The sequence below is a fragment of the Pseudomonas sp. SMV7 genome (genome assembly GCF_052041995.1).
Classification (GTDB): Bacteria; Pseudomonadota; Gammaproteobacteria; order Pseudomonadales; family Pseudomonadaceae; genus Aquipseudomonas.
The window spans coordinates 101,811-126,702 of the sequence record NZ_JBKGGT010000001.1 but is presented as its reverse complement, the minus strand read 5'-3'; the positions used below and the strand labels follow the sequence as shown (position 1 = coordinate 126,702).

Genomic DNA, 24,892 nt, shown 5'->3' with positions numbered 1-24,892 from the left:
AATCCGCTGCTACAGGTGTGACCTGTCACATTATGATCACGCTACTGTCGTAATCTGCCGGCCAACTCCATGCCACAGGGCTAACCGGCATGCCCCGCCTGCTTGTCTTGCTGCTTGCCCTGCTTCCGCTGACGGCCCACGCCGAGTACCTGCGGGTGCAGGGATCCAACACGATCGGCGCAGCGCTGCTGCCGGCGTTGGTCCAGGCGCAATTGCGCGCCCGGCATGCCACGGCGGTCGAACAGCACCCCGGGCAACTCGCCAATGAAACCGTCATCACTGCGCGTGACAGCCAAGGGCAGCCGATACGCGTCGATATCGCCGCCCACGGCTCCAGTACCGGCTTCACCGCCCTGGGGCGGGGCGAGGCCGACCTGGCCGCCGCTTCGCGGCCGATCAACGACAGCGAAGCGGGCCAGCTGCGCGCACTTGGCGACCTGCGCGGCGCCGCCGCCGAGCAGGTGATCGGCCTCGATGGCGTCGCGGTCATCGTCCACCCCGACAACCCGCTACCGCAACTCACTACAGCGCAACTGGCACAGGTCTTCTCCGGTCAGATACAGCGCTGGGAGCAGCTGGGCATTGCCGGTGGTACCATTCATCTCTACGCCCGTGACGACCGCTCCGGTACCTACGAAACCTTCAAGGCGCTGGTGCTGGAACCGCAGCACGAAACGTTGGCGGCCACGGCCAGGCGCTTCGAATCCAGCGACGAGCTGGCCGCGCAAGTCGGCGCCGACCGCCAGGCCATCGGTTTCAGCAGCCTGCCGGCCGTGCACCGGGCCAAGGTGCTGGCGGTGGCCGAAGGCGACGCGCCGGCCATGCTCCCCGAGCGCGCGCTGGTGGCCAGCGAAGACTATCCACTGTCGCGGCGCCTGTACTTCTACCTGCCGGCTAATCCGAAACCGCAGGCCAAGGCCCTGGCAGACTTCGCCCAGAGCCCGGCCGGCCAGGCGATCGTCGCCCAGCAGGGTTTCGTCTCGCAGCAGATCAATGCCCAGCCTGTCGCACCGCTGGCCGACATGCCACCGCGTTATCGTGCCTTGGCCCAGCAAGCGCAGCGGTTGAGCGTGAACTTCCGCTTCCAGGAGGGCAGCGCCAGCCTCGACACCAAGGCATTGCGCGATGTGCAGCGGGTGGCCGATTACCTGCGCCAGGCCGGCAAGCTGAACGGCAAGGCAGTGCTGGTGGGCTTTGGCGACCCCAAGGAAACCCCTGGCCGTGCCGCCCTGCTCTCCCGCCTGCGCGCCCAGGCAGTGCGCCGCGAGCTGGCGCGCGATGGGGTCGAGGTGCAGCAGGTCATGGGCATGGGCGATGAACTACCGGTGGCAGGAAACGAACTGGAGCAAGGGCGGCTGCGCAACCGCCGGGTCGAGGTATGGGTGAACTGACCGCCGCTGCGGGTCGACGCTACACAGGTCCCGGCAAAATAATGTAACAGCTCCCCATTCGGCATCCCCGGTAATCAGGTCTAGGCTCAAGACCATGTGATACCGGGCCCCTCTGACGGCTGCCAGGCCGCCATGTCGGATCACTGTTGCCATGCAACGTCGACATTCAAGGAGGGGCTCATGACAGCTCTACACACTTTCCTCACCACCCCGTTCCTCGGTACCAGCGCCTGGTTGTGGCTGCTGTTCGTGGCCATCGTCGTCGCCCTGCTGGTGCTCGACCTTGGCGTGCTGCACCGCCACGAGCGGGAAATCGAAATGCGTGAAAGCCTGTTGTTGTATTCAGGTTATTTCAGCGTCGGCGTGCTGTTCGGCCTCGGGGTCTGGTATTACCTGGGCGCACAACCGGCGCTGGAGTTCTATACCGGTTTCCTGGTCGAGCAGTCGCTATCGATGGACAACGTGTTCGTCATGGCGATGATCTTCAGTTATTTCGCCATCCCCCGCCGCTACCAGCACCGCGTGCTGTTCTGGGGCATCCTCGGCGTGGTCGTGCTGCGGGCGATCATGATCGGTGTGGGCGCGGCGCTGGTGCAGAACTTCGCCTGGGTGTTGTACCTCTTCGGCGCCTTCCTGCTGTTTACCGGGGTGAAGATGGCGCTGTCGAAGGAAGACCACCGGCCGGACCTGGCCAACAACCCGATCCTGAAGTTCGTGCGGCGGCACATGCGGGTCACCGAGCAGATCCACGGCGCGCATTTCTTCGTACGCCTTGCTCCGCCCGGCCAGAACAAGGCGCTGCGCCATGCCACCCCACTGTTCCTGGCACTGGTGCTGATCGAACTGGCCGACCTGGTGTTCGCCGTCGACAGCGTGCCGGCGATCTTCGCGATTACCCAGGACCCGTTCATCGTCTATACCTCGAACATCTTCGCCATCCTGGGGTTGCGCTCGCTGTACTTTGCGCTGGCGGCGCTGATGCACCGGTTCGTTTACCTCAAGTACGCGCTGGCGATGGTGCTGGTCTTCATTGGCTGCAAGATTTTCTACCACGGCATGGTGGGCAAGGTGCCGGCGCTGCTGTCGTTGGGGGTGACGTTCGGGTTGCTGTTGGGTGGGGTGGTGGTTTCGTTGGTCAAGACGCGGGGGGAGAAGGTGGCTGTCGTGGATCAGCCGCTCGAGCAACCAGCAAATGCCGATCGTACAGTCGGCCAGAAAGAGGATGACCCGCAGATGCGGGTCTGACTCCCCTACTTGAACTTAAATAACGCCCATACAATCACCATCCAGATGCACCCGGTCATGTTTAGCCAGGCTGAAATTTTCAACCTGCGTTTAAGCTTCTTCGGAAACGCATTTAGCTCGCCAGCATCCAGTTGACCCATTCGCAGCGCTAGCCACGGAAATGCCACTAACCCACTTGCCGTACATAGCGTCATCCAGCGCCACTTGAATGACCCACAACCCCAATAACGCTTGATGCTTTCAAAATAGGGGTTGCTGGTGATGGCCGAGCAGGCGACGTCATAATCTTTGGTCAACGTTGAAACAGCACTAAGGACTAATCCTGGTATGGCGATAGCAAAAGGACTTAATAGAAGCGCCACTTTAGCAAGTGGTTGCCAGCCAGTAATGTCAATCACTGGTTGCCTCGTAAATAAACTCGCCCACGGACTCACCGAGCTTCCCGCCCAGCATTACCCCAGCCATGCCGCTGGCGCCCACCAGTACAATGCCGCATGCCGGCGCAGCCAGACCTGCCGAGCCCATTGTCACAGCGGCACAAATTGTTCCAGATACGAGGTTTGCTCCTAAAGTGCTAGCCATTGCTCCGGCAGTTCCAGTAGCAAAACCTCCCGTCTCGGTCAGTCTGACTTTTTTACAATCTTCAGTCTCCCCTGCCCGACAAACTTCTTGCACTTTCAGATACGAAGAAGTCCCACCCAACCCAATCGCAGCGTAGCCACCGTACTCAAGAAACTTGCTGAGTCGCGCCACCTTGTCCAGATGCGTCGCATACCCCGGAATCTGCCCCGGCCCGCCAGCCTTCGACCAATGGTGTACAAGGCTCTTGGTCGAAATATTCAAGCTTTTCTTCAGCCGCTCATAGCTGCCCAGGTTAAGCTGTTTGTTAAGCAGCGCCGCCTTCAACTGACCATCCAGTTGCTGCAACAACTTTCGCCGCTCGGCAAAGAAGCTCGGGCTGTTCAGGTGGCCATGCTGCATGAACTCGCGCTGGTGCAATAGCTCGATACTGGTCAGCGTATTACTGACCTGCTTTAACCCTTGTTCCAGCATGTCCTTGCCCACGCCCATGGACTGGCTGGCATTGCTGAGCAAGCCGGCGATTTCAGCCTGATGTTCCATCATGAAGTCCGCTTCGGCGAAATCGAGCACTGCCAGCGCACGGCGTGCATGCTCGGCCGCCGCCATCAGCTGGCCCTCCTCGCGGGTGCAGGCATCACCGTTGTCAGGGTCACCGATGACAAAGATTTCCCCTGCCTTGAAACCCTGTTCAAACGTCGGGTTGAGCCGCTGCAGCCGTGAGATTGGCAACGTGGCATCGTGCTCGGCCAATTGCAGTAGCACCTGCGCGAACGACATGCGCCGTGGCACTACGTAGAACCCGGGCTCCAGCGTACCGGGCAGCGCACTTGCCAGCGGCTGGGAGAAAGGTTCGGGGTAGACGTCGTTCGACGGCTCGGCAAAGTGGGTATCGGCCCGGCCCGCAACAGGCTGCGTAGACGGTGGGGCCTCATGCAGCGGTGCGACAACCCGATTACTGCCCGGCGGGCAGCCACAGAGCACCAGCGCACCGTCCACGGCCACCCGCTGGCCGCCGGAAATAAAATGGTTTACGCCTTCGGCGACAGTGCCCACTTGCCCACAGAGCGGGCATGGCGTGGTGCGGTCACCTTCGCGAAGCACCATTCGACCCTCGGCGAGATAGCCGGCGTTCGTCGCAATACAGACAGCACCCGTAGTGGTGGCATCGCCATCGACTGCTTGCCCTTTTCCCTCAAGACTGACGCGCATCCACAAGTTCCCTGTACCTGGCTCAGGGGCGGAAACCTAACATTCACGGGCAGACTTTGAGCGCGGAGGGTCAAAAATCAGAAGTTTCCTACGGGCTGGCCAAGCTCACGATTTCGCCTGGCTTCACCTGCCTGGGCATACTAACGAACCAGCCAGTTCTCAACTTCTTCAGCGCCATGTTCAGCTTTCCAGGCCTTCATCTTCGCGTGGTTGCCGCCCTTGGTTTCAATCATTTCACCCGTATGCGGGTTCTTGTACTGTTTCACCTGGCGCGCGCGGCGCTTGGCTTTCGGCGCAACGGCTGGCTGGACCGGGCGGCGACCGCCTTGCGGGTCCAGCAGGCTGATAATGTCGCGCAGGCTGAACTCATACTTGGCCAACAAGTTACGCAGTTTAGTTTCAAACTCGATTTCTCTTTGCAGCTCTGGGCTGCCTTTCATGGCTTCCAGTTCGGCAAGTTGAGCAGCCAGTTTCTGTTCCAGCTGGCGGAATTCGGCAAGACGGGACATGGGGATACCTTTCTCGGGACGGCCTGGGTTGTCGGGGTTGACAACCAGTTAGTGCAACCCGGAGGCAACTAAGTTCCAGCCCATGGCGCCCGTCGTACCGCCCGTCCCGTCAATTCAGTGTCAGGCAACAACTGATGGTCTTCTGTGCACACCCCATGGAGACCGTTTACATGAAGTTCATCACAACCTGCTTGAGCCTGTCAGTCGCCTGCTTCGCCCTTTGGGGCTGCTCGACGGCGCGTACGGCATCCCCTGTCGATGCCCCCGGAACCCCTGAAACCGGCACCACGCAACTGCTGGAGGCAGGCGCAGCGCTGTTGCAGGACAAGCCACCCATCGATGCGTTGAATGCCTACCTGGATGGCTTCCACTTCTACAATGGCCACCCCGACATCCAGATGGAAGCCCACCACTACTGCTCGGTGCTGAACGAGGATGTAATCCAGTGCGTGATCTACGACGGCAATACCCGTAGTGCCAAGATCATGGGCATCGAGTACATCATCGACCAGAAGCTGTTCGCCCACTTGTCGGCAAAGGAGAAAGCCATGTGGCACAGCCATGGCTATGAAGTATCGTCTGGCCAGTTGGTAGCGCCAGGCATCCCCGCGCCGGCAGAACATGCGCTGATGCAGCGCCTGGCGCATACCTATGGAAAAACCTGGCATACCTGGCATACCGACCAGGACAAGACGCTGCCGCTCGGGGTCCCGCAGTTGATGATGGGCTTTACCGCCGATGGCCAGGCCAACCCGGCCATGGTCGAGCAACGCAACCGGCGCCTGGGTATCGATACGGTCAAAAACAAGGCGCAACGGGCCGACATCGCGATACCCACGCCAGACCCGCAGGCCAACGGCTGGCAACGGGGCGATGTGATCCAGATCGTCGACCCGACCGGCGCCCACCTCCACCGCCCCACCAGGGCGACACCGGAAAACACCAACAGCCGTTCCAGCCGCTAGCTTGGCTAAGCCGCTTCGATGGGCGCAGGCGTAGCCGCGAAGCGGTCGACGCCGGCGGGCAGAATCACTGCTCGCCGTGCCCCTTGCGCGCCGGCATGTGCTTGCCGATCTCATACTTGCCAATGGCCGCCCGGTGCACCTCGTCCGGCCCGTCGGCCAGGCGCAGGGTACGTTGCATGGCATACATGTAGGCCAGCGGGAAGTCGCCGCTCACCCCAGCCCCGCCATGGATCTGGATCGCCCGGTCGATCACCTTCAACGCTACGTTCGGCGCCACCACCTTGATCTGCGCAATCTCGCTGCGTGCCACCTTGTTGCCGACCGTGTCCATCATGTACGCCGCTTTCAGCGTCAGCAGCCGGGCCATGTCGATTTCCATGCGCGAGTCGGCAATCTTGTCGACGTTGCCCCCCAGTCGCGCCAGAGGCTGACCGAACGCGGTGCGCTCCACCGCGCGCTTGCACATCAGCTCCAGTGCACGTTCGGCCATGCCGATCGAACGCATGCAATGGTGGATCCGGCCCGGGCCAAGACGCCCCTGGGCAATCTCGAAGCCGCGGCCTTCGCCGAGGATGACGTTCTCGTACGGCACCCGCACGTTTTCGAAGAGCACTTCGGCATGGCCGTGAGGCGCGTCGTCGTAGCCGAACACCGGCAACGGCCGGACGATCTTCACCCCGGGTGCGTCGGTCGGCACCAGCACCATCGAATGCTGCTGGTGGCGTGGCCCCTGCGGGTCGGACAGGCCCATGAAGATCATCACCTTGCAGCGCGGATCGCAGGCACCCGAGGTCCACCACTTGCGGCCATTGACCACCCATTCGTCACCGTCACGCACCGCCGTGGCCGCCATGTTGGTGGCGTCCGAGGACGCCACGTCCGGTTCGGTCATGGCGAATGCCGAGCGGATCTCGCCGCGCAGCAGCGGCTCCAGCCACTGGCGCTTCTGCGCTTCACTGCCATAACGCACCAGCACTTCCATGTTGCCGGTATCCGGTGCCGAACAGTTGAACGGCTCTGGCCCAAGCAACGAGCGGCCCATGATTTCTGCCAGCGGGGCATATTCCAGGTTGCTCAGCCCGGCGCCGTATTCCGATTCAGGCAGAAACAGGTTCCACAGCCCCTCGGCGCGGGCCCTGGCCTTGAGTTCCTCCATGATTGCGGTGGGCTGCCAGCGGTCGCCCTCGGCGACCTGGCGCTCGAACACCGCCTCGGCGGGGTAGACATGGGCGTCCATGAACGCGCTGACGCGCTCGCGCAGTGCCTGGACCTTGGGCGAATAGGCGAAATCCATCGGGGCTACCTTCACGGTTCGAAGTACATGGGGCAGAGCCTAGAGCAGCAAGCCCCCATCCACCTAGTCTATTTTCCGTGTGTATTAACATTCATAACCGATATATGATCGGCCGATAATTCCAACAAAGAGCGGCGCCCATGAACCTCAGCAAGGTCGACCTCAACCTGTTCATCGTGTTCGATGCGATCTACACCGAAGCCAACCTGACCCGCGCCGGGCAGATTGTCGGCATCACCCAGCCGGCGGTGTCCAACGCCCTTTCGCGGCTGCGCGAAACCTTCAACGACCCGCTGTTCGTGCGTACCGCGCAAGGCATGGTGCCCACGCCCATGGCGCAGAACATCATCGGCCCGGTGCGCAACGCCCTGGCGCTGCTGCGCACTTCGGTGCAGGAAAGCCGTATCTTCAACCCGCAACAGGCCAACAAGACCTTCCGCATCAGCATGACCGACCTGACCGAGGCGGTCATCCTGCCGCCGCTGTTCCAGCGCCTGCGCCGCCTGGCCCCGGCGGTGCTGATCGAAAGCTTCCTGTGCAAGCGTCGCGAGACCACCAAGGAACTGGCCGCCGGGCGCCTGGACTTCGCCATCGACGCGCCGTTGAATACCGACCCGCAAGTACGCCACATCAAACTGATGCAGGACCGTTATGTCTGCGCCTTGCGCCAGGGCCATCCTTTGGCAGACAGCAAGCTGACCCTCGAAAGCTACCTGGGCATGACCCATATCCATATCTCCAGCCGCCGCAACGGCCTGGGCTATGTCGACCTGGCCCTGGGCAAGATGGGCGTGCAACGCAAGGTTGCCTTGCGTTCGCAGCATTACCTGATGGCCTCGCAGGTGCTGCAGCAGACCGACATGGCAATGACCGTTCCCGAGCGCTTCGCCCGCCGCCATCAGTTGCGCTACCAGCCACTGCCGGTGGAAGTACCGGCGCTGGAGACCCACCTGTATTGGCATGAAAGCACCGACCAGGACCCGGCCAACCGCTGGATGCGCGAACAGATCACCGAGTTGTGCGAGCGCGTCGTGGCCGAGGAGGAAAAGGCTCTGGCGCCAGTCTGAAGGGGTTGCCAATGGCTTTGGGGCCAAACCTACGCTGGCGAGAGAAAAATTTTCTACTGATCTTGCTTGAGGTAGAAATATCCGTTCAACGATCCGGAAAATGTCGGTGCAAGAAGCAAAAACCACCGCCCAAGCGGCGGGTACGCTTGCTCCAACGAACGCCGAGATCACGGCAACAATACGGACCCGCCCCAATGCCTAGCGCCCCGCTCTATTTCGACTATGCCGCCACTACTCCGGTCGACGACCGGGTCATCGAAACCATGCTCGCCTGCCTCGGCAGCCAAGCCAACTTCGGCAACCCGGCATCCACCGGCCATGCCTTTGGCCAGGCCGCCCGCCAGGCTGTGGAGCAGGCCCGTCAGCAAGTGGCCGAACGCGTCGGCGCGCAGGCTGACGCACTGGTCTGGACTTCAGGCGCGACCGAGTCCAACAACCTGGCACTCAAGGGCATCGCCCAAGGCCTCGACCAGCCCGGGCACCTGATCACCAGCCAGCTGGAACACAAGGCCGTGCTCGACACCGTGGCCGAACTGGAGCGCCAGGGTTGGGCGGTTACCCGCCTGGCCGCAGATGCCGCCGGCCTGATCCAGCCTGCCGCCGTGCAGGCGGCGCTGCGCGCCGACACCCGCCTGGTGTCGCTGATGGCGGTCAACAATGAACTGGGTACCCTCACTGACGTTGCCACGATTGGCGAACAGGTGCGCGCCCACGGTGCCCTGCTGCACGTGGATGCAGCGCAGGCGGTGGGCAAACTGGCCATCGACCTGAGCGCGATGGCGGTGGACCTGATGTCGTTCTCGGCGCACAAGGTGTATGGCCCCAAGGGGATCGGTGCGCTCTACGTCGGGCCGCGCGCGCGCCCGCTGATGCGCGCGCAGATGCACGGCGGCGGGCATGAGCAGGGGTTGCGATCCGGTACCCTGGCGACCCACCAGATCGTCGGCATGGGCAGCGCTTTTGCCTTGGCCGGCCAGCCCGGCGACAGCGAGCACCGCCGCCTCGCGCAATTGGCCGGGCGCCTGCGCGAAGGCCTGCTGGCGCTGCCTGGCGTGGCCCTCAATGGCTGCCCCCGGCAGCGCATTCCGCATACGCTGAACCTGTGCATCGACAACCCGGCTTTCAACAGTGCCGCACTGGCCAGCGAGCTGGCATTGTCGACCACCTCTGCCTGCAATTCGGCAAGCAAGGCGGCCTCGCACGTGCTGCTGGCAATCGGACTGGACGAACGCCGGGCACGCAACAGCGTACGCCTGAGCATCGGCCGCTTCAGCACCGAGGCTGAAGTGGACACCGCGATCAACGTATTTGCCAGGGTGCTGGCGGCGGCTTCGGCGGCATTCTGGTAAGCCCGCCTAGAACAGCCGGCTGTCCGGGGTGAAGTCCTCGACTTCGAGCCTGGCACTGTGCGCCTGCGGGTGCCGCGGGTTGAACAGGTAATTGGTGGTTCTGGGCATGATCGCGCTGGGCACCGGCAGCAGCAACGCCGAACAGTCATCAAGGAAGCGATTGCCCAAACCGCGGGTAAGTTCGGTCTGCGCTGACCAGCCAGGCTGCAAGGGTGGCAGCTGTGCCTGGGAAACCGTGTCGGGCAACTCGATGCGCAGCAAACGCATGGTGGTGGGGAAATCCTCGGGGTCGATCTCCAGGTGCACCAGCACCTCGAGCATGGCACCGGCCGGGCTGGTGGCGGCATAGACCACCGGCCGCCCGGCCTGGTGCCAGCGGCCGCTGACACGCAGGCCGCCAGTTCCGCTCAGGTCGGCATAGGCGCTGATTCGCCACAGGATCACAAGCCAAAGCCTTCGGCGATCTGCAGCAGCATTTCCTCGACCTGGGTAGTACCTTGCTGGGTAGTGAGCATCTGCATCGGCGTCAACCCCGCGAAGCGCTCCTTGGGCTTGGACAGCCAGCGCTTGGCCTTGGCCGCGTCGCCGAACACGGCTTCGGCCATGGCGGTGATGTGCGCCGAGCGGAACAGCCGGTCACTTTCCTCGACGGTCAGTGGCTGGTCACGTTCGATGCGCGACTTCAGGGTGCGCAGGGGAATGATCTGGTCACGCTCCACTGGCGTGAACACCCCGAGCTCGGTCAGCTTTACCAGCCAGGTGGCGGCAAACCCGTGGGTGATGCGGGTGTGGATCTCGAAATCACTGGCAAGCTCGGGGATTTCCAGCAGCGCATGCAGGCGCGCCCGGTACTCGTGGTAACCGTTGTCGCGAAGCACTTCGGCAAGCATGGCAAGCTCCTTTCCGGCGTTTGCCGACAAGTATGCGGTATTTGCCGAATAGTTGCCAACCCGATTGCCGAGCGGTTGAGCGCGTGAGCGTGTAAACGTGAGCTTGATAAATGTGCAGGGGCCGCTGAGCGGCCCCCGGCCATGTCACAGGAAGGTGAACACCTGCGAAGCCGGCAAGCGCGACTTGTTCAGCCCGGCATTGAAATCCGTCTCGCTGCGATACCCCAGGCTGAGGAGCACCACGCTGGTGAAGCCACGCTCGCGCAGGCCCAGCTCGGCATCGAGGATCTTGCTGTCGAAGCCTTCGATCGGTGTCGCGTCCAGGCCATGGGCCGCAGCCCCCAGCATGGCCGTACCGAACGCCAGGTAGGTCTGCTTTTCCATCCAGTGCTGCAAATCTTTCTGGTCAAAACGGTGCAAGTCGACGTAGTGCCGGCGGCTCTGGTTCTGCGCGGCGCGCGCCTGCTCATCGCGGAAGCGCCCATCCGCTGCCTCCTGCTCGAGCACTGCGTTCAGGTGGGCCTCGCTCATCTCGGTGCGCGTGCAGAACACAATCACGTGTGACGCATCGAGAATCTTCGGCGAGTTGTAGGCAAAGCGCTCGGCAGTGCTCTTGGCCAGGCGCGCCTTGCCTTCTGCGCTGTCGGCGACGATGAAATGCCACGGCTGCGAGTTGACCGAAGACGGGCTGTGGCGCAGTTGCTCGAGCAGGGCGTCGACAGTGGCCTGGGGAATGCGACGCGAGGCGTCATAGGCTTTGGTGGTGTAGCGGCGCTTGGCCAGCGAGACGGTATCCATGCAACAACTCCTGGAATCAACGAGGGATTTGCTGGCCATCCTATCTTCCCTGCAAAAAAGAAAAACCGGCACAATGCAACAACACTTTAACGCCTGGAGTGAAAATGCTGCGCATCGCCGACCTCGAACTGTTCGTCCGCAGCAGCGTACTGGGCAGTTTCACCGCCGCCGCCCACGAGGCCGACGTGTTACCCGGCCAGGTGGCTGCCGCGATCAAGCGCCTGGAGCGTGACCTCGATGTGCGCCTGTTTGCCCGCACCACCCGCAGCCTGCGCCTGACGGCCGAAGGCGAGCTGTATCTGCCGACCGCAGTGAATGTGCTGGAAAGCCTGCGCCAAGGCCGTGAAGACCTGCATGGCAGCTCCACCGTGCTGCGCGGCACGCTGCAGGTGTCGGCACCTTCGGACCTGGGCCGCAACATGCTGCTGCCGTGGCTGAGCGCCTTTCGCCGTGAGCACCCGTCATTGCACCTGCGCTTCTTCCTCTCCGACCAGATTGCCGACCTCAACCGCGACCCGGTGGACGTGGCCATCCGCTACGGGCTCAACCAGGACGCCAACTATATTGCCCTGCCACTGGCCGACTGGAACCGCCGGGTGCTGGTGGCCTCGCCCGATTATCTGGCCCGCCATGGCCGCCCGCTCACTCCTGAAGCCCTGCAGCAGCATGCCTGCCTGCTGTACATGCAGCACAACCGGGTGTACGACAAATGGCGGGTGGGCAACCGTACCGTGCAGGTGCGCGGGCCGCTGGTCAGCGACGATGCCGACGTGATTCGCCGCCTGGCCCTGCAAGGCGAAGGTATCGTCTACAAGTCGTGGCTGGACGTAAGTGCCAACGTGGTCGCCGGCGAACTGGAAATCATCCTGCCGGAGCACCTCGGCGAGGCCGCCCCGGTCACCCTGGTGTGCCCGCACCGCAAGCAACTCACCCCCGTGGTCGTGCAATTGCACCTGTGGCTGCGCGAACGCTTCGAGGCCCTGCGCACCCGGGCCCTGAGCAACGGTTGCACAATCGTTCCAGACTGAGTGGGGGCCGTTACGCTAAGGTAGTGGTTTCCGTTACGGCACGCCCCCATGAGCAACTGGATCGACCTTAAACAGGACGCCGACACCGGCATCGAGTCGGTCCGCGCGCATTTCGTCGGGCATGCCTACGATCCGCACTGGCACGACAGCTTCCTGGTCGGCGTGACCGAACAGGGTGTGCAGCAGTTCAACTGCCGCCGGGTACGCCACCGCAGCACACCGGGGCAAGTGTTTCTGCTCGAACCCGGTGACCTCCATGATGGCCTGGCACCGACAGCGGAAGGCTTCACCTATTCGACGCTGTATCTGCAGCCCGCCTGGCTGGACCAGCAACTGCGGGCGCTGTTCGAGCACGTGCCAGGCGACAGCCTGCCCAGCTTTGCCGATACCCTGTGCCACGATGAATGCCTGGCGCGGGCCACCGCCCTCGCCTTCCGCGCCGTGCACGGGCAGGACTGGCGCATCGTGCGCCAGACGGCCATGGACGACCTGCTGGCCTGCCTGACCCGCCACCTGCACTGGCGCCGACGTCTCAACCCCGATCCGCGCCTGCCGCTGACCGCGCAGCGTGCGCGCGATTATCTGCACGCCCACCTGGCGAGCGACATTGGCCTGGAAGACCTGGCCCAGGCCTGTGGCATCGACCGCTTCCGCCTGACCCGCGCGTTCAAGGCCGCATATGGCCTGGCGCCGCACGCCTACCTGATCCAGCTGCGCCTGGCTCGTGCGCGGCGCCTGCTCGCCGAGGGCCAGACACCCACCGAGGTGGCCATGGCCCTGGGCTTTGCCGACCAGAGCCACCTGGGGCGCTGGTTCCGTCGCGCCTACCAGCTGACTCCAGCCGACTACCGCAAGCGCTGCTCAAACCTTCCAGACTGAACGGCGGCAGCCAGCCAACATGGTGCTTCGTTCATCCGGAGCCGTTGATCATGTCGCAGTCGCTGTTGCCTTTCATCCTGTTTGCCCTGGTGTCCAGCATCAGCCCTGGGCCAACCAACCTGTTGATCCTTGCGCATGGCGCCCGCGCCGGCCTGCGCGCGAGCCTGGCGCCGATCGTGGCGGCCTGTGGCGCAGCCGCCGCGATCGTGCTGATGGTGGGCCTGGGCTTGGGTGAGCTGCTGCGCCACCCGCTGGCCCAGCAGTTGATGGGCTGGGCCGGGGTGCTGTGGTTGAGCTGGCTGGCGTGGAAGATGCTGCGCAGTGCCGGCACCCCGCTGCAGGCAGCCACGGCGCAAGGTTTCAGCGCGCTCAGCGCGGCCGCGTTGCAGGTGGTGAACCCCAAGGTGTGGCTGATGGCCGTGGCCGTGGTCGGGGTGTTTACCGCGCCGTCGTTGCCGGTGTGGCAACTGGCGCTGGTGTTCCTGCTGGTTGCCCTGCCGTGCATGGCGGCCTGGGCGGTGCTGGGTGCGGGCAGCGCGCGTTGGCTGCAGGCGCCGCAGCGGTGGCGGCTGTTCAACCAGGTGCTGGCCGTGGTGCTGTTGGTGTCTGCCTGGGCTGCCGTGCTGGCCTGAGCGGTCTGCACCCCGCTCCCAGGTCTGCAGGTAGCTGCAGGATACGCGTGCCAGGGTCAGCTCAGTGGGCCAGTGCCTGGCGGAACCGCGCGGTACTGGCAACCGCCAGCAGCAACCCGAGCACCGCCACGCTTCCGCCCACCAGGCCGATGTAGGCCACCTCCAGCTGGCTGCTGACAATACTCCCGAGCAATGCGCCACCACCGATGCCGATGTTGTAGATACCCGAGAACAACGCCATGGCCACGTCGGTGGCATCGGATGCCAGCTTCAAGGTCTTCGACTGCAGCGACAGGCTGAAGCTGAGAATGGCCACACCCCAGAACATGCTCAGCGCAGCGAACGCATAAAAGTTGCCCGACAGCGGCAACAGCAGCAACAAGCAGGCCGCCAGCAGGCCGATCGAACCGACCAGGAAGCCATGCGGGAAGCGGTCGCTGTAACGGCTGAACAGCAACGAGCCGAATACCCCGGCGCCGCCGAACAGCAGCAATAGCAAGGTGGTGCGCTCACCGCCGATCTGTGCCACGTGCAGGGCAAACGGCTCGATGTAGCTGTAGGCAGTGAACTGCGCGGTGATCACCAGCGTCACCAGCACATAGGTGATCACCAGCGCCGGGCGCTTGAACAGGATCGGCAGGCTGCGCAGCGAGCCGGAGTTCTGGCTGGGCAACAGGGGTAGCGACTTCATCAGGCAGAGCATGGTCGCCAGCGCCACCACGGCAATGCTCAGGAAAGTGATGCGCCAGCCCAGCGCCTCCCCCACCACCCGGCCCAGCGGGATGCCCAGGACCATGGCCAGGGTAGTGCCGGTGGCCAACAGGCCCAGCGCCTTGGCCTGCTGGCCCGGCGGTGCCACGCGCACCGCCAGCGAGGCGGTAATGGCCCAGAACACCGCATGCGCCAGGGCAATGCCGATACGGCTGACCAGCAACATGGCAAAGCTCTGCGATAGCCACGACAGCAGGTGGCTGACGATGAACACCAGAAACACCAGCAGCAACAGGCGCCGCCGCTCGATGTTGCGGGTCAGCAGCATCATCGGCAACGAGGCCAGCGCCACCACCCAGGCGTAGATCGTCAGCATCAGGCCGACCTGGGCGGTGCTCATGGCGAAGCTGCGGCCAATGTCGCTGAGCAGCGCCACCGGGACGAACTCGGTGGTGTTGAAGATGAACGCCGCCAGGGCCAGGGCAATCACGCTCAGCCAGCTGCCGCTACCTGCTGTGGGGGGCATGTGGGTGGGTATGGGTCCATTCATGGGTTGAAACCGGTTCTCCGCAGACAAGGCAACAGACCGCACGCCAGCCACCCGGTTGCACTGGGTGTCGACGTACGCTTTGTTATTGGAAGGAATGCCCGGCATGGTACGCGTCACACCCGGGCGTCACAACCGCGCATCGGGCAGAAGGAGTACCATGCGCGCTTTGTGTGAAACGTGTATGCAACCTGGAGCCCGACCCGCGCATGGACAAGCAGCCTCCCCAGCAACAGTGGCAACAGGCGGTCACCGCCTATGCCCAGGCCGTCAACGACTACGTCGCGCAGGGCCGCGCGCACGGCTGGGACCACCTCGAAGCACCGCAGGCCGCCGCGACCGAGCATTTGCTGGAGGCCTGGCTGGCAGCCTTGCAAGCGGCCAACCGCCCCGGCGTGGATGACCAGCAGCGCCAGGCCTTCCGCGAGGCCTGGCCGCCTGCGCACCATCCCTTGGTGCCGTTGCTCGATGCCCACGGCCAGGGCATCAGCAACGTCTTGCTGCTGGATGACGGCAGCCTGCTGGCGCGCATCGGCATGCCTTGTGACAAAGGCCAGGTAGTGCATATCGACAGCCACGCGGTAACGCCGGTGATCGGGGTCGAACATTTCGGCCGCTGCCCGGCACGTCGCTACTTCGCCCTGGCCAACGCCGAAGGCGTGCGCGTGACCGATGGCTGGGGCGGCCCCCAGGTGCAGCGCCTGGCCTGGCCGACGGGGCTGGAAGGGTTGCCGGCAGGTTACCCGTTCGAGCCGTTCGAGTTGCCACCCACTCCCTCCGCCCTGATCCCCTTTCCGGATGGCCAGCGCGTACTGCTGGTAAGTGCCGACGGTATCTTCCTGCTCACCTGCCAGGGTGCGACCCGGCTGCTGCCGCCGCAGGCACGGATACTCGATGAGCTGGCCGAGGGCACCGACCCGGACGACATCGGCCTGGGGCTGAGCATGGAACACGGTGCGGTATCGGCGGATGGCCGTTTGATCGTGGTCGGTGAACAGGGCAGCCGCCACCACGTGCTGGACGACCAGCTCAGGCCCGTGGCCACGATCGGGCCTGCCAGCGAATACCCGCACTTTGCCCTGTTCAACCGCACGGGCGACCAACTGCTGCTCAACGCCTGCCACTTCTACAGCGGTGCCAGCCTGGCGGTCAGGGTGGCCGACCTGCCGGGGCTGGATACCGACTACTACAGCCAGGACCCACGTACGCCGCGGGTACAGGATGGCGCACGGGTGTATGCCGCCGTGGCGCGCGATGGCGAGTATATCGTCGGCGATGCCTATGGCTACTTGCGGGCGTTTGGCGAAGATGGCACGGAGCATTGGCAGCATTACCTGGGCTCGACCATCAGTGCGCTGGATGTCAGTGCCGATGGGCGGACACTGGTGGCAGCCAGCCATGCCGGGTTCGTTTCGTTGATTGCGCTGGATGGCGGGCGGCCCGCCTGGCAGATCGGCACCGGCGACCATGGCGAGGTGCGGCGCTGGTTGTTCTGGAAGGGCTGGGACAAGCCGATGGCCTGGTAACCGCAGGTGCCCCGCTCCCATCGGGACGAGTGTGGTGTTGCAGAAATGCCGCTGAAAATCTGAGCCAGGCTTGGCAGAAGCTCACTATCCAAGAGCACCCCTTCACGCTGACCTCGGCGTCATGGCTGAGGTTGAGCGTTTTTTCAATGCGGAGCGAGAAGTTTCGACAACCGTGTCGTAAAGCAAACCCATCCGCAGTCATCGAGCATGCAACTCGGAGTTCTGTATTACCCCTGCGCATCACAGAATGAACAGCAGCAACCAACACGACCGAACATTCCACGCACCAGACTTACCTGGCACAGGAAAAAGCTGTGACCTGCGCGATAGGGTGGTGACCAACTTCCTGCAAACATCTGCTTACACTTCGCACCTCGACCGGAAGCCCTTCCTCATTGCATGGTTTTCTTTTTAGCGAAACTACCGCCGAGTCATTTGTTTAATCAATGCCTACTGACTGGTAATTATTCTTACAAACACGTCTTACATATAGAAACCACACCACTCCCTGAGGATTTGACATGGACGATGAATCAGAACATAAAGTCCAGGATGCTGTGGACCGTATGTTGCCTGAGGCCCATCAGTACGCGTACTTCCAGCTTCTGGAGTCAATGTACCAGATACACGGCGATGATCTTGAGCAACGCCCCCTCTCCCGCGAAACCCGAAGACGCTTGCGGCTGGAGGTCTCTCCGAAACTGTCATTCCCCGTCGCCGATGTAATCAGTGCTGAGCGCATTGGGGACGATCGCTACAGCATTCAAGCCACCTTCCTTGGCCTGCATGGGACCGATTCACCGCTGCCCAGCTATTACCTTGACCAAGTGGCCTTTGAGCATGCGCAGGGCATTGGTGTACGCCCGGCCTACTTCAACTTCTTCAACCATCGTCTGCATACCCTGGTGCATCAGGGTTGGCGCAAGTACCGCTATTACCGGCGCTTCCAACCGGGCGCCACAGACGGTTTCTCTCGTTACATCTTCGCCATGATCGGCCTGGATGACGCGGCGTTGCGCGGGGCGACCGCCTTGCCCTGGAGCCGGTTGCTGAGCTTCGTGGGGATGATTGCCAGCCGCAGCCGATCACCGGGCATGGTGGCAGGCATGATCGCGCACTGCTTCGATCTTCGGGACGTGACGATCCGCGAGTTCGAGAAACGCGTCGTGCAGATACCGCAGTCTCAGCGCAATGGCTTGGGTTCGCGCAATTGCACGCTCAATGACAACTTCCTGGTGGGCGGCAGCACCGTGTCACGTAGCAGTAAGTTCACCATCGTGATCGCGGGGCTTGACCAACAGCAGTTTCGCCAGTTCCTGCCCAGCGGTGACAGCTACCACCGACTGGCCCGGCTTGTGGAGTTTCTGCTGCGCGATGTCGGAGCGTATGACCTGGAATTACGCATGCGTGCCGAAGAGGCACCGCCCTTCAGCCTCAGAGCCGAGCATGGCACCCACCTCGGCTGGACCAGCTTTTTAGCTGACCGCAATGACCCCACACCTCCCCCTGTTCGCATCACGGTACGCGCATGTGAGATCCAAGATGTTCGCAGAGTGGCCCGTAACGCAGGGGATCCAACGAGATACAACGAAGCAATACGCGAGATGCTCGCTTACTCCAAATGCCAATGACTTTTAACAAAATGAGACATACAAGCGATAAATTCAATCTAGACAGCTGGCGCAAACTTCTCCATACGCATTCAAATTTTTCAACAGCTGAAGATTGCGATGAGTTTGAAAAGCTACTAGCAATAGCAGAAAACAATATGAGCAAAGAAGTAGCAACAGAACTTTTAAAAACCTTCTCAGACGCCGACGACTTCGGAACCCAAGAAAACACGAGAAACATTCTAGAATCCTCTGAAAAGTCGATATTTTATCCAGCACTACTAGACGAAATAAAAGAAATCTCAGAGCGTTCCCCTGAAAAGCGCTGGGACATGACGCTAATAGGAATTGAACTATATTCGGGGCATTTCAACACGCTGCTAGACACAGCCCTCAGAGCCAAAGAACCCCAGAGAGACACATTCTTTAAAATAATAAGATCCGAAGAATTCTTAAGCAACTATCCGGAAGTCAGAAAATTTTCGCACAGAATTCCTTGAAGACTTAGGGTGATATTCAATGGATATAGTTAGGCTCGGGGACGAGACGACCCATGGAGGGCGCGTAGTGAGTTCCATCCCCCACACCAACCTCAACGGCAAACCTATGGCAGGCAAAGGCAACATGGTCTTCTGTCCTCTATGCAAAGGCGAGTTCCCTATCATTGGGGGTAGTGATACTTACCGCGTGAACGGAGTACCTGTCGCACTCGACGGCATGAAGACAGCATGCGGGGCAAGCTTGATTGCCAGCACATCACACGGCAGCGTCCACAGCTGAGCCAACCAGGCCAAATGGAGCAGACGAACAACAGGCATCCCAGCAGTATGCCTGTTACCGCCTGTCCCGACCTAAGATTAAGCACCGGCAATGAGACCCAGCACTTCTGCGATATTCTCGGCTACCCATACTCAAATCTCCGCAAAAAATTCCGTCCCTAACCCAGAGCCATTCAATGGAAGGCGTGCCGCAACTGAACACCGGGGCTTCCGGGTAGAGTATGACAACAGGCACAAGGCACACATAAACACCTTCAACAGAAAGAACGAAAGAACCATCTGCCTTGAAGCAACGCAAAGAACAGTTGGACGAATAATTAGGAGATTTAACCGATGACCTTCACACCAGAGTGCCTCGCCTACATCAACACTCATCTTTTCGAAAGGCAAGATGAACTTTTGAAAGAAATCGGAAAATCACTCCCGACAGGAGCGTCGAGCATCCACTGGGAGAGCATCCCCAGCAAAATTCAAATACACTCCGTTCAAAGAGATAGTTTGACTACTGAGATTCTGGCCGCAGCGTCAGCTATAGAGCTTGATCGCGGGGAAACCATAATTATCGTCAATATAGATGATGCTTTCCCAGCAATCAGGACAACCTTGGAAGAATGGCAGGGGTTTGCACAAGAGCTAGATTACGTGAACACGATATACATTAACGAAAAACGCTCGAAAATAATTCACTGGGACTTCTACAAAAATCTGCACGCCCTTAAATTACCCAAGCGAAGCATCCATTAAATGAAGAAAATAGTTCGACTAGACGATACGACCGACCACGGCGGAAGAGTCCTTGACTCCATCCCCCACACCAACCTCAACGGCAAACCAATGGCCGGCAAAGGCAACATGGTTTTCTGCCCTCTATGCAAAGGCGAGTTTCCCATCGTCGAGGGCAGTGATACCTACCGCGTTAACGGAGTACCCGTCGCGCTCGATGGCATGAAGACCGCATGCGGGGCAAGCTTGATTGCCAGCGGCTCACACGGCAGCGTCCATAGCTAAGCCAACTCGGCAATTGGAGCAGGCGAACAACAGACCTCCCAGCAGTATGTCTGTTGCCGCCGCTCCCGGCCTCCGACCACGGCCTGATCAGTCTGTACGCCGTTACGTCAGTGCTCGTGTACCGTTGGAAAGTGACCCCACGATGGGCTTCAAACGGAAGCCGAGCAATGAACCTGGCATGGCTGGGTGAAGGACCGGATGCCAAAGCCATCCACGAATGGGCAGACGATGGCAGCTATGAGGTGCGCCTGGAGTGGGACAAGCACATCCGCCTTACCTACGTCATGGACGCCCTGGGCAAAGAAACCAAGCACTACTACAACATTCAGGGCTACGCCTATCGCATCGTCCACCCCGACGACAACGAGGAGTGGTTCTTCCGCGACGATGCCATGAACGTGGTCCAAAATGTGCACCGCGACGGCACCGTCGACCACTATGCCTACGATGAGCGCAGTAACCTGCTGCAGCACACTCGTCCAGATGGCACCTCGGTCCACCACGCCTACGATGACCCCGACCAACTTTAAAACACGGTATGCCGAGGGGGATTATGGCGATATGACTATGACCAACGCGGCAACATCATCGAAGCCATAAGGCCGAGGACATCCTTGCCTCAGTCGCTCGTGCGGCACGAGCGCTGGGCAAATGATTTTTCAATGGTATTTCTGAAACACCACAGCTGTGCGGAAGCGGGTGTGACCGAACGGCTGCTAAGCAGCCGTTCGGTCAGCCCTCGAGGGTGGCCATGTCGATGACGAAGCGGTACTTCACATCACCGGCAATCATCCGCTCGTAGGCCTGGTTGATGTTGCGAATATCCAGCAATTCGATATCGCAGCGAATGTCATGCTCGGCGCAGAAATCCAGCACTTCCTGAGTTTCGGCGATCCCGCCGATCAGGGACCCCGCCAGCACCCGACGCTTCAACACCAGATTGGCCGCGTGCACAGCCGGGTCGATCGGTTCGATCAGGCCTACCAGAATATGCACGCCATCGAACTTCAGTGTTTCCAGGTAGGGATTGAGGTCATGCTGCACCGGGATGGTGTCGAGCAGGAAGTCGAACCGCCCGGCTGCTGCGCGCATCTGCCCGGCATCGGTGGACACGATCACATGGTCGGCACCCTGGCGACGCGCTTCCTCGGCCTTGGCTGGCGAACGGGTGAATAGTGTGACCTCGGCGCCCAGGGCCTTGGCCAGCTTGATGCCCATGTGGCCGAGGCCGCCCATGCCAAGGATGCCGACCTTGTGCCCGGGGCCGACGCCATGGTGCTTCAGCGGCGAATAGGTGGTAATGCCGGCACACAGGATCGGCGCAGCGCTGGGCAGGTCCATGCCGGCCGGAATGCGCAGCACGAAGTGTTCGTTGACCACGATGCTGCTGGAGTACCCGCCCATGGTATTGCTGCCGTCGACCCGGTCCGGGGTGGCATAGGTCATGGTCGGGCCTTCCAGGCAGTACTGTTCCAGGTCCTTGGCACAGGCTTCGCAGTGGCGACAGGCGTCGACCATGCAGCCGACCCCGACCAGGTCACCGACCTTGTGCGCAGTCACCTTGTCGCCCACCGCGGTGACGCGGCCGATGATTTCGTGGCCAGGCATCAGCGGGTACACGGCAATGCCCCATTCGTTGCGGGCCTGGTGGATGTCGGAGTGACACACGCCGCAATACAGGATCTCGATGGCGACGTCGTCCGGGCGCGGGCTGCGGCGCTCGAAAGTCATGGGCGCCAGGGGGCTGGTGGGCGTCTGGGCGGCATAACCGATGGCGGTGTACATACAGGGCCTCGCGGTAAAGTGAAACGATTCAGGTGGCGCATTTTGCTCGCCATGGACCGCCCCGCCCACCGCTGATCCTCCGGCATTCATGCCTGATTCTCCGAACATGTGCTGTCGCAGCTGGCGCCCAGCCTGCAATCTGCGATGATCAGGCTGTCTGATTCTCTGCCCTGGTTGACCATGCAACTGACCCGCCACGTCGACGCCAATGCAGCGCTTTGCGCGCTGATCCGCCGTCTCGCCACACGCCCCGGCTTCGTGCCGACACACCTGCCCCAGGTGCAGGTGCTGAGTTGGGACCATTACGTGGCCAGCAGCCCGCAGATCTACGAACCCAGCCTGATGATCCTGGCCCAGGGCAGCAAACTGGCACGCCTGGGGCTTCGAACCCTGGAGTACGGCGCCGGGCATTATCTGGTGCAGGCATTGTCGGTGCCGTTCATGTGCGAAACCTTCGCCACCCCCGAAGCGCCGCTGTTGGGCGTAGCGGTACACATCGACCGCGGCGTGCTCGGGGAGCTGGTGCAAAGCATGGACCTGGCGCCGGATGCAGCGGTGCAGGCACAAACGCCGCAATCGATGACTTCGGCGGCGCTGGATGCACCGATGCGCGAATGCGTGGAACGCCTGTTGCACTGCCTGCAGGACCCGCTGGATGCCAAGGTGCTGGGGCCGGCGCGGGTCCGCGAAGTGCTGTATACCGCCTTGCGTGGCCCCCAGGCGGGCGTATTGCGGGCATTGGTCGAGCAACAGGGGCATTTTGCCCGCATTGGCGCCGCCCTCGCCCACCTGCGCGAGCATTACGCCGAGCCACTGAGCGTGGAGGCGCTGGCCGCGCGTGCCAACATGAGCGTTTCCACCTTTCACGAGCATTTCAAGCGCTGCACTGACATGGCGCCGATGCAATACCTCAAGCGCCTGCGCTTGCTCAAGGCCCAGCAGATGCTGATTGGCGAAAGCCTGGGGGTGGCTCAGGCGGCCCACCGGGTGGGGTACCAGAGCACCTCGCAGTTCAGCCGTGAATACAAGCGCCAGTTCAACCGCAGCCCAGGCGACGAACTACCCTATCAAAGCTTGCCGGTTTGAGCTGAAGGGCTTTGCCGCCGGGCAATCTCGAACCGTCACTGGCGCTCGACCATCGCCATGATGGCGGCCTGCAGTTCGGCCTTGGCCGCCTCAGCTTCCAGTTCTCCCGCCGCAGCCGCCTGCGACAAGGCGTCCGCTGCCCCTACCAACAGGCGCATGCCAGCAGCGCCGACGGTACCACTGGGCGAAAAGCCGGCCAGCGCCTCCCGACACTTGTCCAGAAAGGGCTGCTCATACGCCCGCTTGAGCGCTTCCATCTCCGGCGACCCGGCCAACGCGGCCGAGACGCCGGGTATTTCCGCCCCCTGGCTCACCACGCAGTCGACGTAGGCCTCGGCTATCACCCAGGCGCGGCTGGCCAGGCTGGCGTCACAGCGCGCCAGGGCCTGTTCCAGCATGCGCGACTGGCGGGCATCGTATTCCTGATACAGCGCCACCAACAGCCCGGTACGGGTTTCGAAATGGTCATAGACCACCGGCTTGGTCACCCCCGCCTGCTCGGCCAGACGGCCCAGGCTGAGGGCATCGGTGCCCTCCTCGCGCACCAGCTGCCAGGCCATGTCGAGCAACTGACGACGGCGCTCGTCACGGCTCAGACGCTTGCGCGTGCGGGTTGGATCATCGCTTGACATTGCTTACCTACCAAAAGTAACTTACTGGACGTAACTTACCTTGAGTATATAGCGCTGAAGGTCACCCTGCATCCTCATCCAGGAGAATTCACCATGCATGCCTTGATCGTCATCGGTCATCACGACCCGCAGTCCCTGACCCACACCTTGGCCCGCCAGGTTGCCGATGGCCTCGCCCAGGCAGGCCACAGCAGCGAGATCGCCGACCTGGCCAGCGAAGGTTTCGACCCACGGTTCGGCCTGGCCGACCATGCCGTGCACCGCCGGCTGGCTGCCCCGCCAGCGGATGTACGCAAGGAGCAGGCACGCATCGAACGCGCCGATGCCTTGGTGCTGGTGTACCCGATTTACTGGTGGTCGCTGCCGGCCTTGCTCAAGGGCTGGGTCGAGCGGGTATTCAGCAACGGTTGGGCGTTCGACTATGACGGCAGCACCACCGTGAAGAAATTGCGCGCCATGAAGGTGCACCTGGTCGGCGTCGCCGGCGCCGACCGCGGTACCTTTGAACGGCATGGTTATGGCGAAGCGATGCGCGTGCAGATCGAGCACGGCATTTTCGACTATTGCGGCGCCGAGGTGCTCAGCTCCACCCTGCTGTACGACAGCGAAGGTCTCGACCCGGCGCCGCACCTGCGCACCGCGCGCGCGCTCGGCGAACGGTTGTTCGCCGCTTGCGAAGTGACGGCCTGAGTCAGTTCGACAGTGGCCACTGCGCCAAGGGCCAGTAGGCGCCCTTGCGCGACTCGTAGAGGGTGAAATGGCGGGCAGCGAGGAAGAAATCCGGCGTACTGCTGGCTTCTGGCGGCTGGCCGCGAAAATCCCTGGCCAGTGTCAGGTGTGGACGATAGTCGCGGCTGGCCGCTTCCACCCCTAGCGGCAGCAGCGCCTGCTGCAGGCCGTACACCAGGTGCAACAGCGCCGCTGGGGTTTGCTGAGCCTCCAGCACCAGGGCACTGGCCCGCTGCCATACCTGCAAGCGGTCCAGTAACAGCCGTGGTGCCGCAGCCGGCAGCGTCAGCTGGTCGACCGCCGCGCAGATCGCTGGCACCTGGGCGGCATCTACATCGCCGAGAAACAGCAGCGTCACATGGAAGTTGGCGGCCGGCACCGGCTTGCCGCTGCGCAGGTTCAGGCCGCGTCGCCACTGGGCCAGTGCCCGGCGCTGGGCATCACTTACCGGCAAGGCGAAGAACAACCGCCTGAAGGGGGTGCCAGTGCCGCGTAAATCCTGAATCATGGGAACTCCCGAACATGAAACGTTTGCGCAAGGCTAGAGGGTATTACACCTAAGTCGTCCCGATGTTTCGTAACAATAGGTACAAAGTACCCCCATGATTGTTTATGCTGGCTGGCTAATGCCATGGCGCATG

28 protein-coding genes are annotated in these 24,892 nt (G+C 62.1%); 17 read left to right on the top strand and 11 right to left on the bottom strand.

What is annotated here, in order from left to right:
- Positions 1-89 precede the first annotated feature (89 nt).
- Positions 90-1,391 (top strand): substrate-binding domain-containing protein, encoded by a 1,302-nt coding sequence (locus ACLEJP_RS00615; protein WP_440803604.1) that lies wholly within the window; start codon positions 90-92, stop codon positions 1,389-1,391.
- Between the two features lie 180 nt (positions 1,392-1,571).
- Complete coding sequence (locus ACLEJP_RS00610) at positions 1,572-2,636, top strand: TerC family protein (RefSeq protein WP_440803602.1); 1,065 nt, start codon at positions 1,572-1,574, stop codon at positions 2,634-2,636.
- A gap of 5 nt (positions 2,637-2,641) precedes the next feature.
- Here the strand turns inward: ACLEJP_RS00610 and ACLEJP_RS00605 are convergent, their stop codons facing one another.
- From ACLEJP_RS00605 to ACLEJP_RS00595, 3 genes are all read right to left on the bottom strand, one after another.
- Positions 2,642-3,034: a hypothetical protein gene (locus tag ACLEJP_RS00605; RefSeq protein ID WP_133295872.1), complete on the bottom strand. Its 393-nt coding sequence runs from the start codon at positions 3,032-3,034 to the stop codon at positions 2,642-2,644.
- Positions 3,027-4,427 (bottom strand): PAAR domain-containing protein, encoded by a 1,401-nt coding sequence (locus tag ACLEJP_RS00600; protein WP_440803599.1) that lies wholly within the window; start codon positions 4,425-4,427, stop codon positions 3,027-3,029. The genes ACLEJP_RS00605 and ACLEJP_RS00600 overlap by 8 nt, the downstream gene beginning before the upstream one ends.
- Before the next feature lie 140 nt (positions 4,428-4,567).
- Positions 4,568-4,936, bottom strand: coding sequence for a histone-like nucleoid-structuring protein, MvaT/MvaU family (locus ACLEJP_RS00595; protein WP_225777291.1), 369 nt, complete (start codon positions 4,934-4,936; stop codon positions 4,568-4,570).
- A gap of 170 nt (positions 4,937-5,106) precedes the next feature.
- Here ACLEJP_RS00595 and ACLEJP_RS00590 point away from each other — a divergent pair, with 170 nt between their 5' ends.
- Entirely contained in the window at positions 5,107-5,901 is a 795-nt protein-coding gene (locus tag ACLEJP_RS00590; RefSeq protein WP_225777290.1) for an OBAP family protein, read from the top strand.
- A gap of 64 nt (positions 5,902-5,965) precedes the next feature.
- Here the strand turns inward: ACLEJP_RS00590 and ACLEJP_RS00585 are convergent, their stop codons facing one another.
- On the bottom strand, positions 5,966-7,195 hold the full coding sequence (locus tag ACLEJP_RS00585; protein ID WP_440803596.1) for an acyl-CoA dehydrogenase: 1,230 nt from the start codon (positions 7,193-7,195) through the stop codon (positions 5,966-5,968).
- Between the two features lie 140 nt (positions 7,196-7,335).
- Here ACLEJP_RS00585 and ACLEJP_RS00580 point away from each other — a divergent pair, with 140 nt between their 5' ends.
- The gene (locus ACLEJP_RS00580; protein ID WP_440803594.1) at positions 7,336-8,262 is read left to right on the top strand and encodes a LysR family transcriptional regulator; all 927 of its coding nucleotides are present in this window, start codon (positions 7,336-7,338) and stop codon (positions 8,260-8,262) included.
- A 194-nt stretch (positions 8,263-8,456) separates the two neighbouring features.
- Positions 8,457-9,611: a cysteine desulfurase family protein gene (locus ACLEJP_RS00575; RefSeq protein ID WP_440803592.1), complete on the top strand. Its 1,155-nt coding sequence runs from the start codon at positions 8,457-8,459 to the stop codon at positions 9,609-9,611.
- A 6-nt stretch (positions 9,612-9,617) separates the two neighbouring features.
- On the opposite strand, the gene ACLEJP_RS00570 is transcribed toward ACLEJP_RS00575, so the two are convergent.
- From ACLEJP_RS00570 to nfsB, 3 genes are all read right to left on the bottom strand, one after another.
- A complete protein-coding gene (locus ACLEJP_RS00570) occupies positions 9,618-10,055 on the bottom strand; it encodes an RES family NAD+ phosphorylase (protein WP_440803589.1) in 438 nt (145 codons plus the stop codon).
- Complete coding sequence (locus tag ACLEJP_RS00565) at positions 10,052-10,501, bottom strand: antitoxin Xre/MbcA/ParS toxin-binding domain-containing protein (RefSeq protein WP_225777285.1); 450 nt, start codon at positions 10,499-10,501, stop codon at positions 10,052-10,054. Before ACLEJP_RS00565 ends, ACLEJP_RS00570 begins: the two co-directional genes overlap by 4 nt.
- 144 nt (positions 10,502-10,645) lie before the next feature.
- Positions 10,646-11,299 carry an oxygen-insensitive NAD(P)H nitroreductase gene (nfsB, locus tag ACLEJP_RS00560; protein ID WP_200626111.1) on the bottom strand — a complete coding sequence of 218 codons (654 nt, stop codon included), beginning with the start codon at positions 11,297-11,299 and terminating at the stop codon, positions 10,646-10,648.
- A gap of 104 nt (positions 11,300-11,403) precedes the next feature.
- Here nfsB and ACLEJP_RS00555 point away from each other — a divergent pair, with 104 nt between their 5' ends.
- The 3 genes from ACLEJP_RS00555 to ACLEJP_RS00545 are packed head-to-tail and all read left to right on the top strand — an operon-like array spanning position 11,404 to position 13,838.
- Positions 11,404-12,327 (top strand): LysR family transcriptional regulator, encoded by a 924-nt coding sequence (locus ACLEJP_RS00555; protein WP_440803585.1) that lies wholly within the window; start codon positions 11,404-11,406, stop codon positions 12,325-12,327.
- A 48-nt stretch (positions 12,328-12,375) separates the two neighbouring features.
- On the top strand, positions 12,376-13,206 hold the full coding sequence (locus tag ACLEJP_RS00550; RefSeq protein ID WP_440803582.1) for an AraC family transcriptional regulator: 831 nt from the start codon (positions 12,376-12,378) through the stop codon (positions 13,204-13,206).
- Between the two features lie 50 nt (positions 13,207-13,256).
- Positions 13,257-13,838: a LysE family translocator gene (locus ACLEJP_RS00545; protein WP_440803580.1), complete on the top strand. Its 582-nt coding sequence runs from the start codon at positions 13,257-13,259 to the stop codon at positions 13,836-13,838.
- 61 nt (positions 13,839-13,899) lie between these two features.
- Here ACLEJP_RS00545 and ACLEJP_RS00540 read toward each other — a convergent pair whose 3' ends face one another.
- Entirely contained in the window at positions 13,900-15,099 is a 1,200-nt protein-coding gene (locus tag ACLEJP_RS00540; RefSeq protein WP_440803578.1) for a sugar transporter, read from the bottom strand.
- A gap of 206 nt (positions 15,100-15,305) precedes the next feature.
- On the opposite strand from ACLEJP_RS00540, the gene ACLEJP_RS00535 reads away from it, so the two are divergent.
- The 7 genes from ACLEJP_RS00535 to ACLEJP_RS00505 all read left to right on the top strand — a co-directional run bounded on the left by ACLEJP_RS00535 (position 15,306) and on the right by ACLEJP_RS00505 (position 20,549).
- Positions 15,306-16,622, top strand: a complete 1,317-nt coding sequence (locus ACLEJP_RS00535) for a hypothetical protein (protein WP_440804431.1) — start codon at positions 15,306-15,308, stop codon at positions 16,620-16,622.
- Positions 16,623-17,143: 521 nt separating this feature from the next.
- The gene (gene tssG / locus ACLEJP_RS00530) at positions 17,144-18,253 is read left to right on the top strand and encodes a type VI secretion system baseplate subunit TssG (RefSeq protein ID WP_440803576.1); all 1,110 of its coding nucleotides are present in this window, start codon (positions 17,144-17,146) and stop codon (positions 18,251-18,253) included.
- A gap of 11 nt (positions 18,254-18,264) precedes the next feature.
- On the top strand, positions 18,265-18,732 hold the full coding sequence (locus ACLEJP_RS00525) for a hypothetical protein (RefSeq protein ID WP_440803574.1): 468 nt from the start codon (positions 18,265-18,267) through the stop codon (positions 18,730-18,732).
- Positions 18,733-18,751: 19 nt separating this feature from the next.
- Entirely contained in the window at positions 18,752-19,012 is a 261-nt protein-coding gene (locus ACLEJP_RS00520) for a PAAR domain-containing protein (protein WP_440803571.1), read from the top strand.
- A gap of 332 nt (positions 19,013-19,344) precedes the next feature.
- Entirely contained in the window at positions 19,345-19,755 is a 411-nt protein-coding gene (locus tag ACLEJP_RS00515) for a hypothetical protein (RefSeq protein WP_440803569.1), read from the top strand.
- On the top strand, positions 19,756-20,019 hold the full coding sequence (locus ACLEJP_RS00510) for a PAAR domain-containing protein (protein ID WP_440803567.1): 264 nt from the start codon (positions 19,756-19,758) through the stop codon (positions 20,017-20,019).
- A gap of 167 nt (positions 20,020-20,186) precedes the next feature.
- Positions 20,187-20,549, top strand: coding sequence for a hypothetical protein (locus ACLEJP_RS00505; protein WP_440803565.1), 363 nt, complete (start codon positions 20,187-20,189; stop codon positions 20,547-20,549).
- 202 nt (positions 20,550-20,751) lie between these two features.
- Here ACLEJP_RS00505 and calA read toward each other — a convergent pair whose 3' ends face one another.
- Positions 20,752-21,804 (bottom strand): vanillin reductase, encoded by a 1,053-nt coding sequence (calA, locus tag ACLEJP_RS00500; RefSeq protein ID WP_440803562.1) that lies wholly within the window; start codon positions 21,802-21,804, stop codon positions 20,752-20,754.
- Positions 21,805-21,984: 180 nt separating this feature from the next.
- On the opposite strand from calA, the gene ACLEJP_RS00495 reads away from it, so the two are divergent.
- Positions 21,985-22,890 carry an AraC family transcriptional regulator N-terminal domain-containing protein gene (locus ACLEJP_RS00495; protein WP_440803560.1) on the top strand — a complete coding sequence of 302 codons (906 nt, stop codon included), beginning with the start codon at positions 21,985-21,987 and terminating at the stop codon, positions 22,888-22,890.
- 35 nt (positions 22,891-22,925) lie between these two features.
- Here the strand turns inward: ACLEJP_RS00495 and ACLEJP_RS00490 are convergent, their stop codons facing one another.
- Positions 22,926-23,522 carry a TetR/AcrR family transcriptional regulator gene (locus ACLEJP_RS00490; RefSeq protein ID WP_440803558.1) on the bottom strand — a complete coding sequence of 199 codons (597 nt, stop codon included), beginning with the start codon at positions 23,520-23,522 and terminating at the stop codon, positions 22,926-22,928.
- Between the two features lie 93 nt (positions 23,523-23,615).
- Here ACLEJP_RS00490 and ACLEJP_RS00485 point away from each other — a divergent pair, with 93 nt between their 5' ends.
- Entirely contained in the window at positions 23,616-24,212 is a 597-nt protein-coding gene (locus ACLEJP_RS00485; protein ID WP_440803556.1) for an NAD(P)H-dependent oxidoreductase, read from the top strand.
- Position 24,213: 1 nt separating this feature from the next.
- Here ACLEJP_RS00485 and thpR read toward each other — a convergent pair whose 3' ends face one another.
- A complete protein-coding gene (thpR, locus tag ACLEJP_RS00480) occupies positions 24,214-24,759 on the bottom strand; it encodes an RNA 2',3'-cyclic phosphodiesterase (protein WP_440803554.1) in 546 nt (181 codons plus the stop codon).
- Between the last annotated feature and the right edge of the window lie 133 nt (positions 24,760-24,892).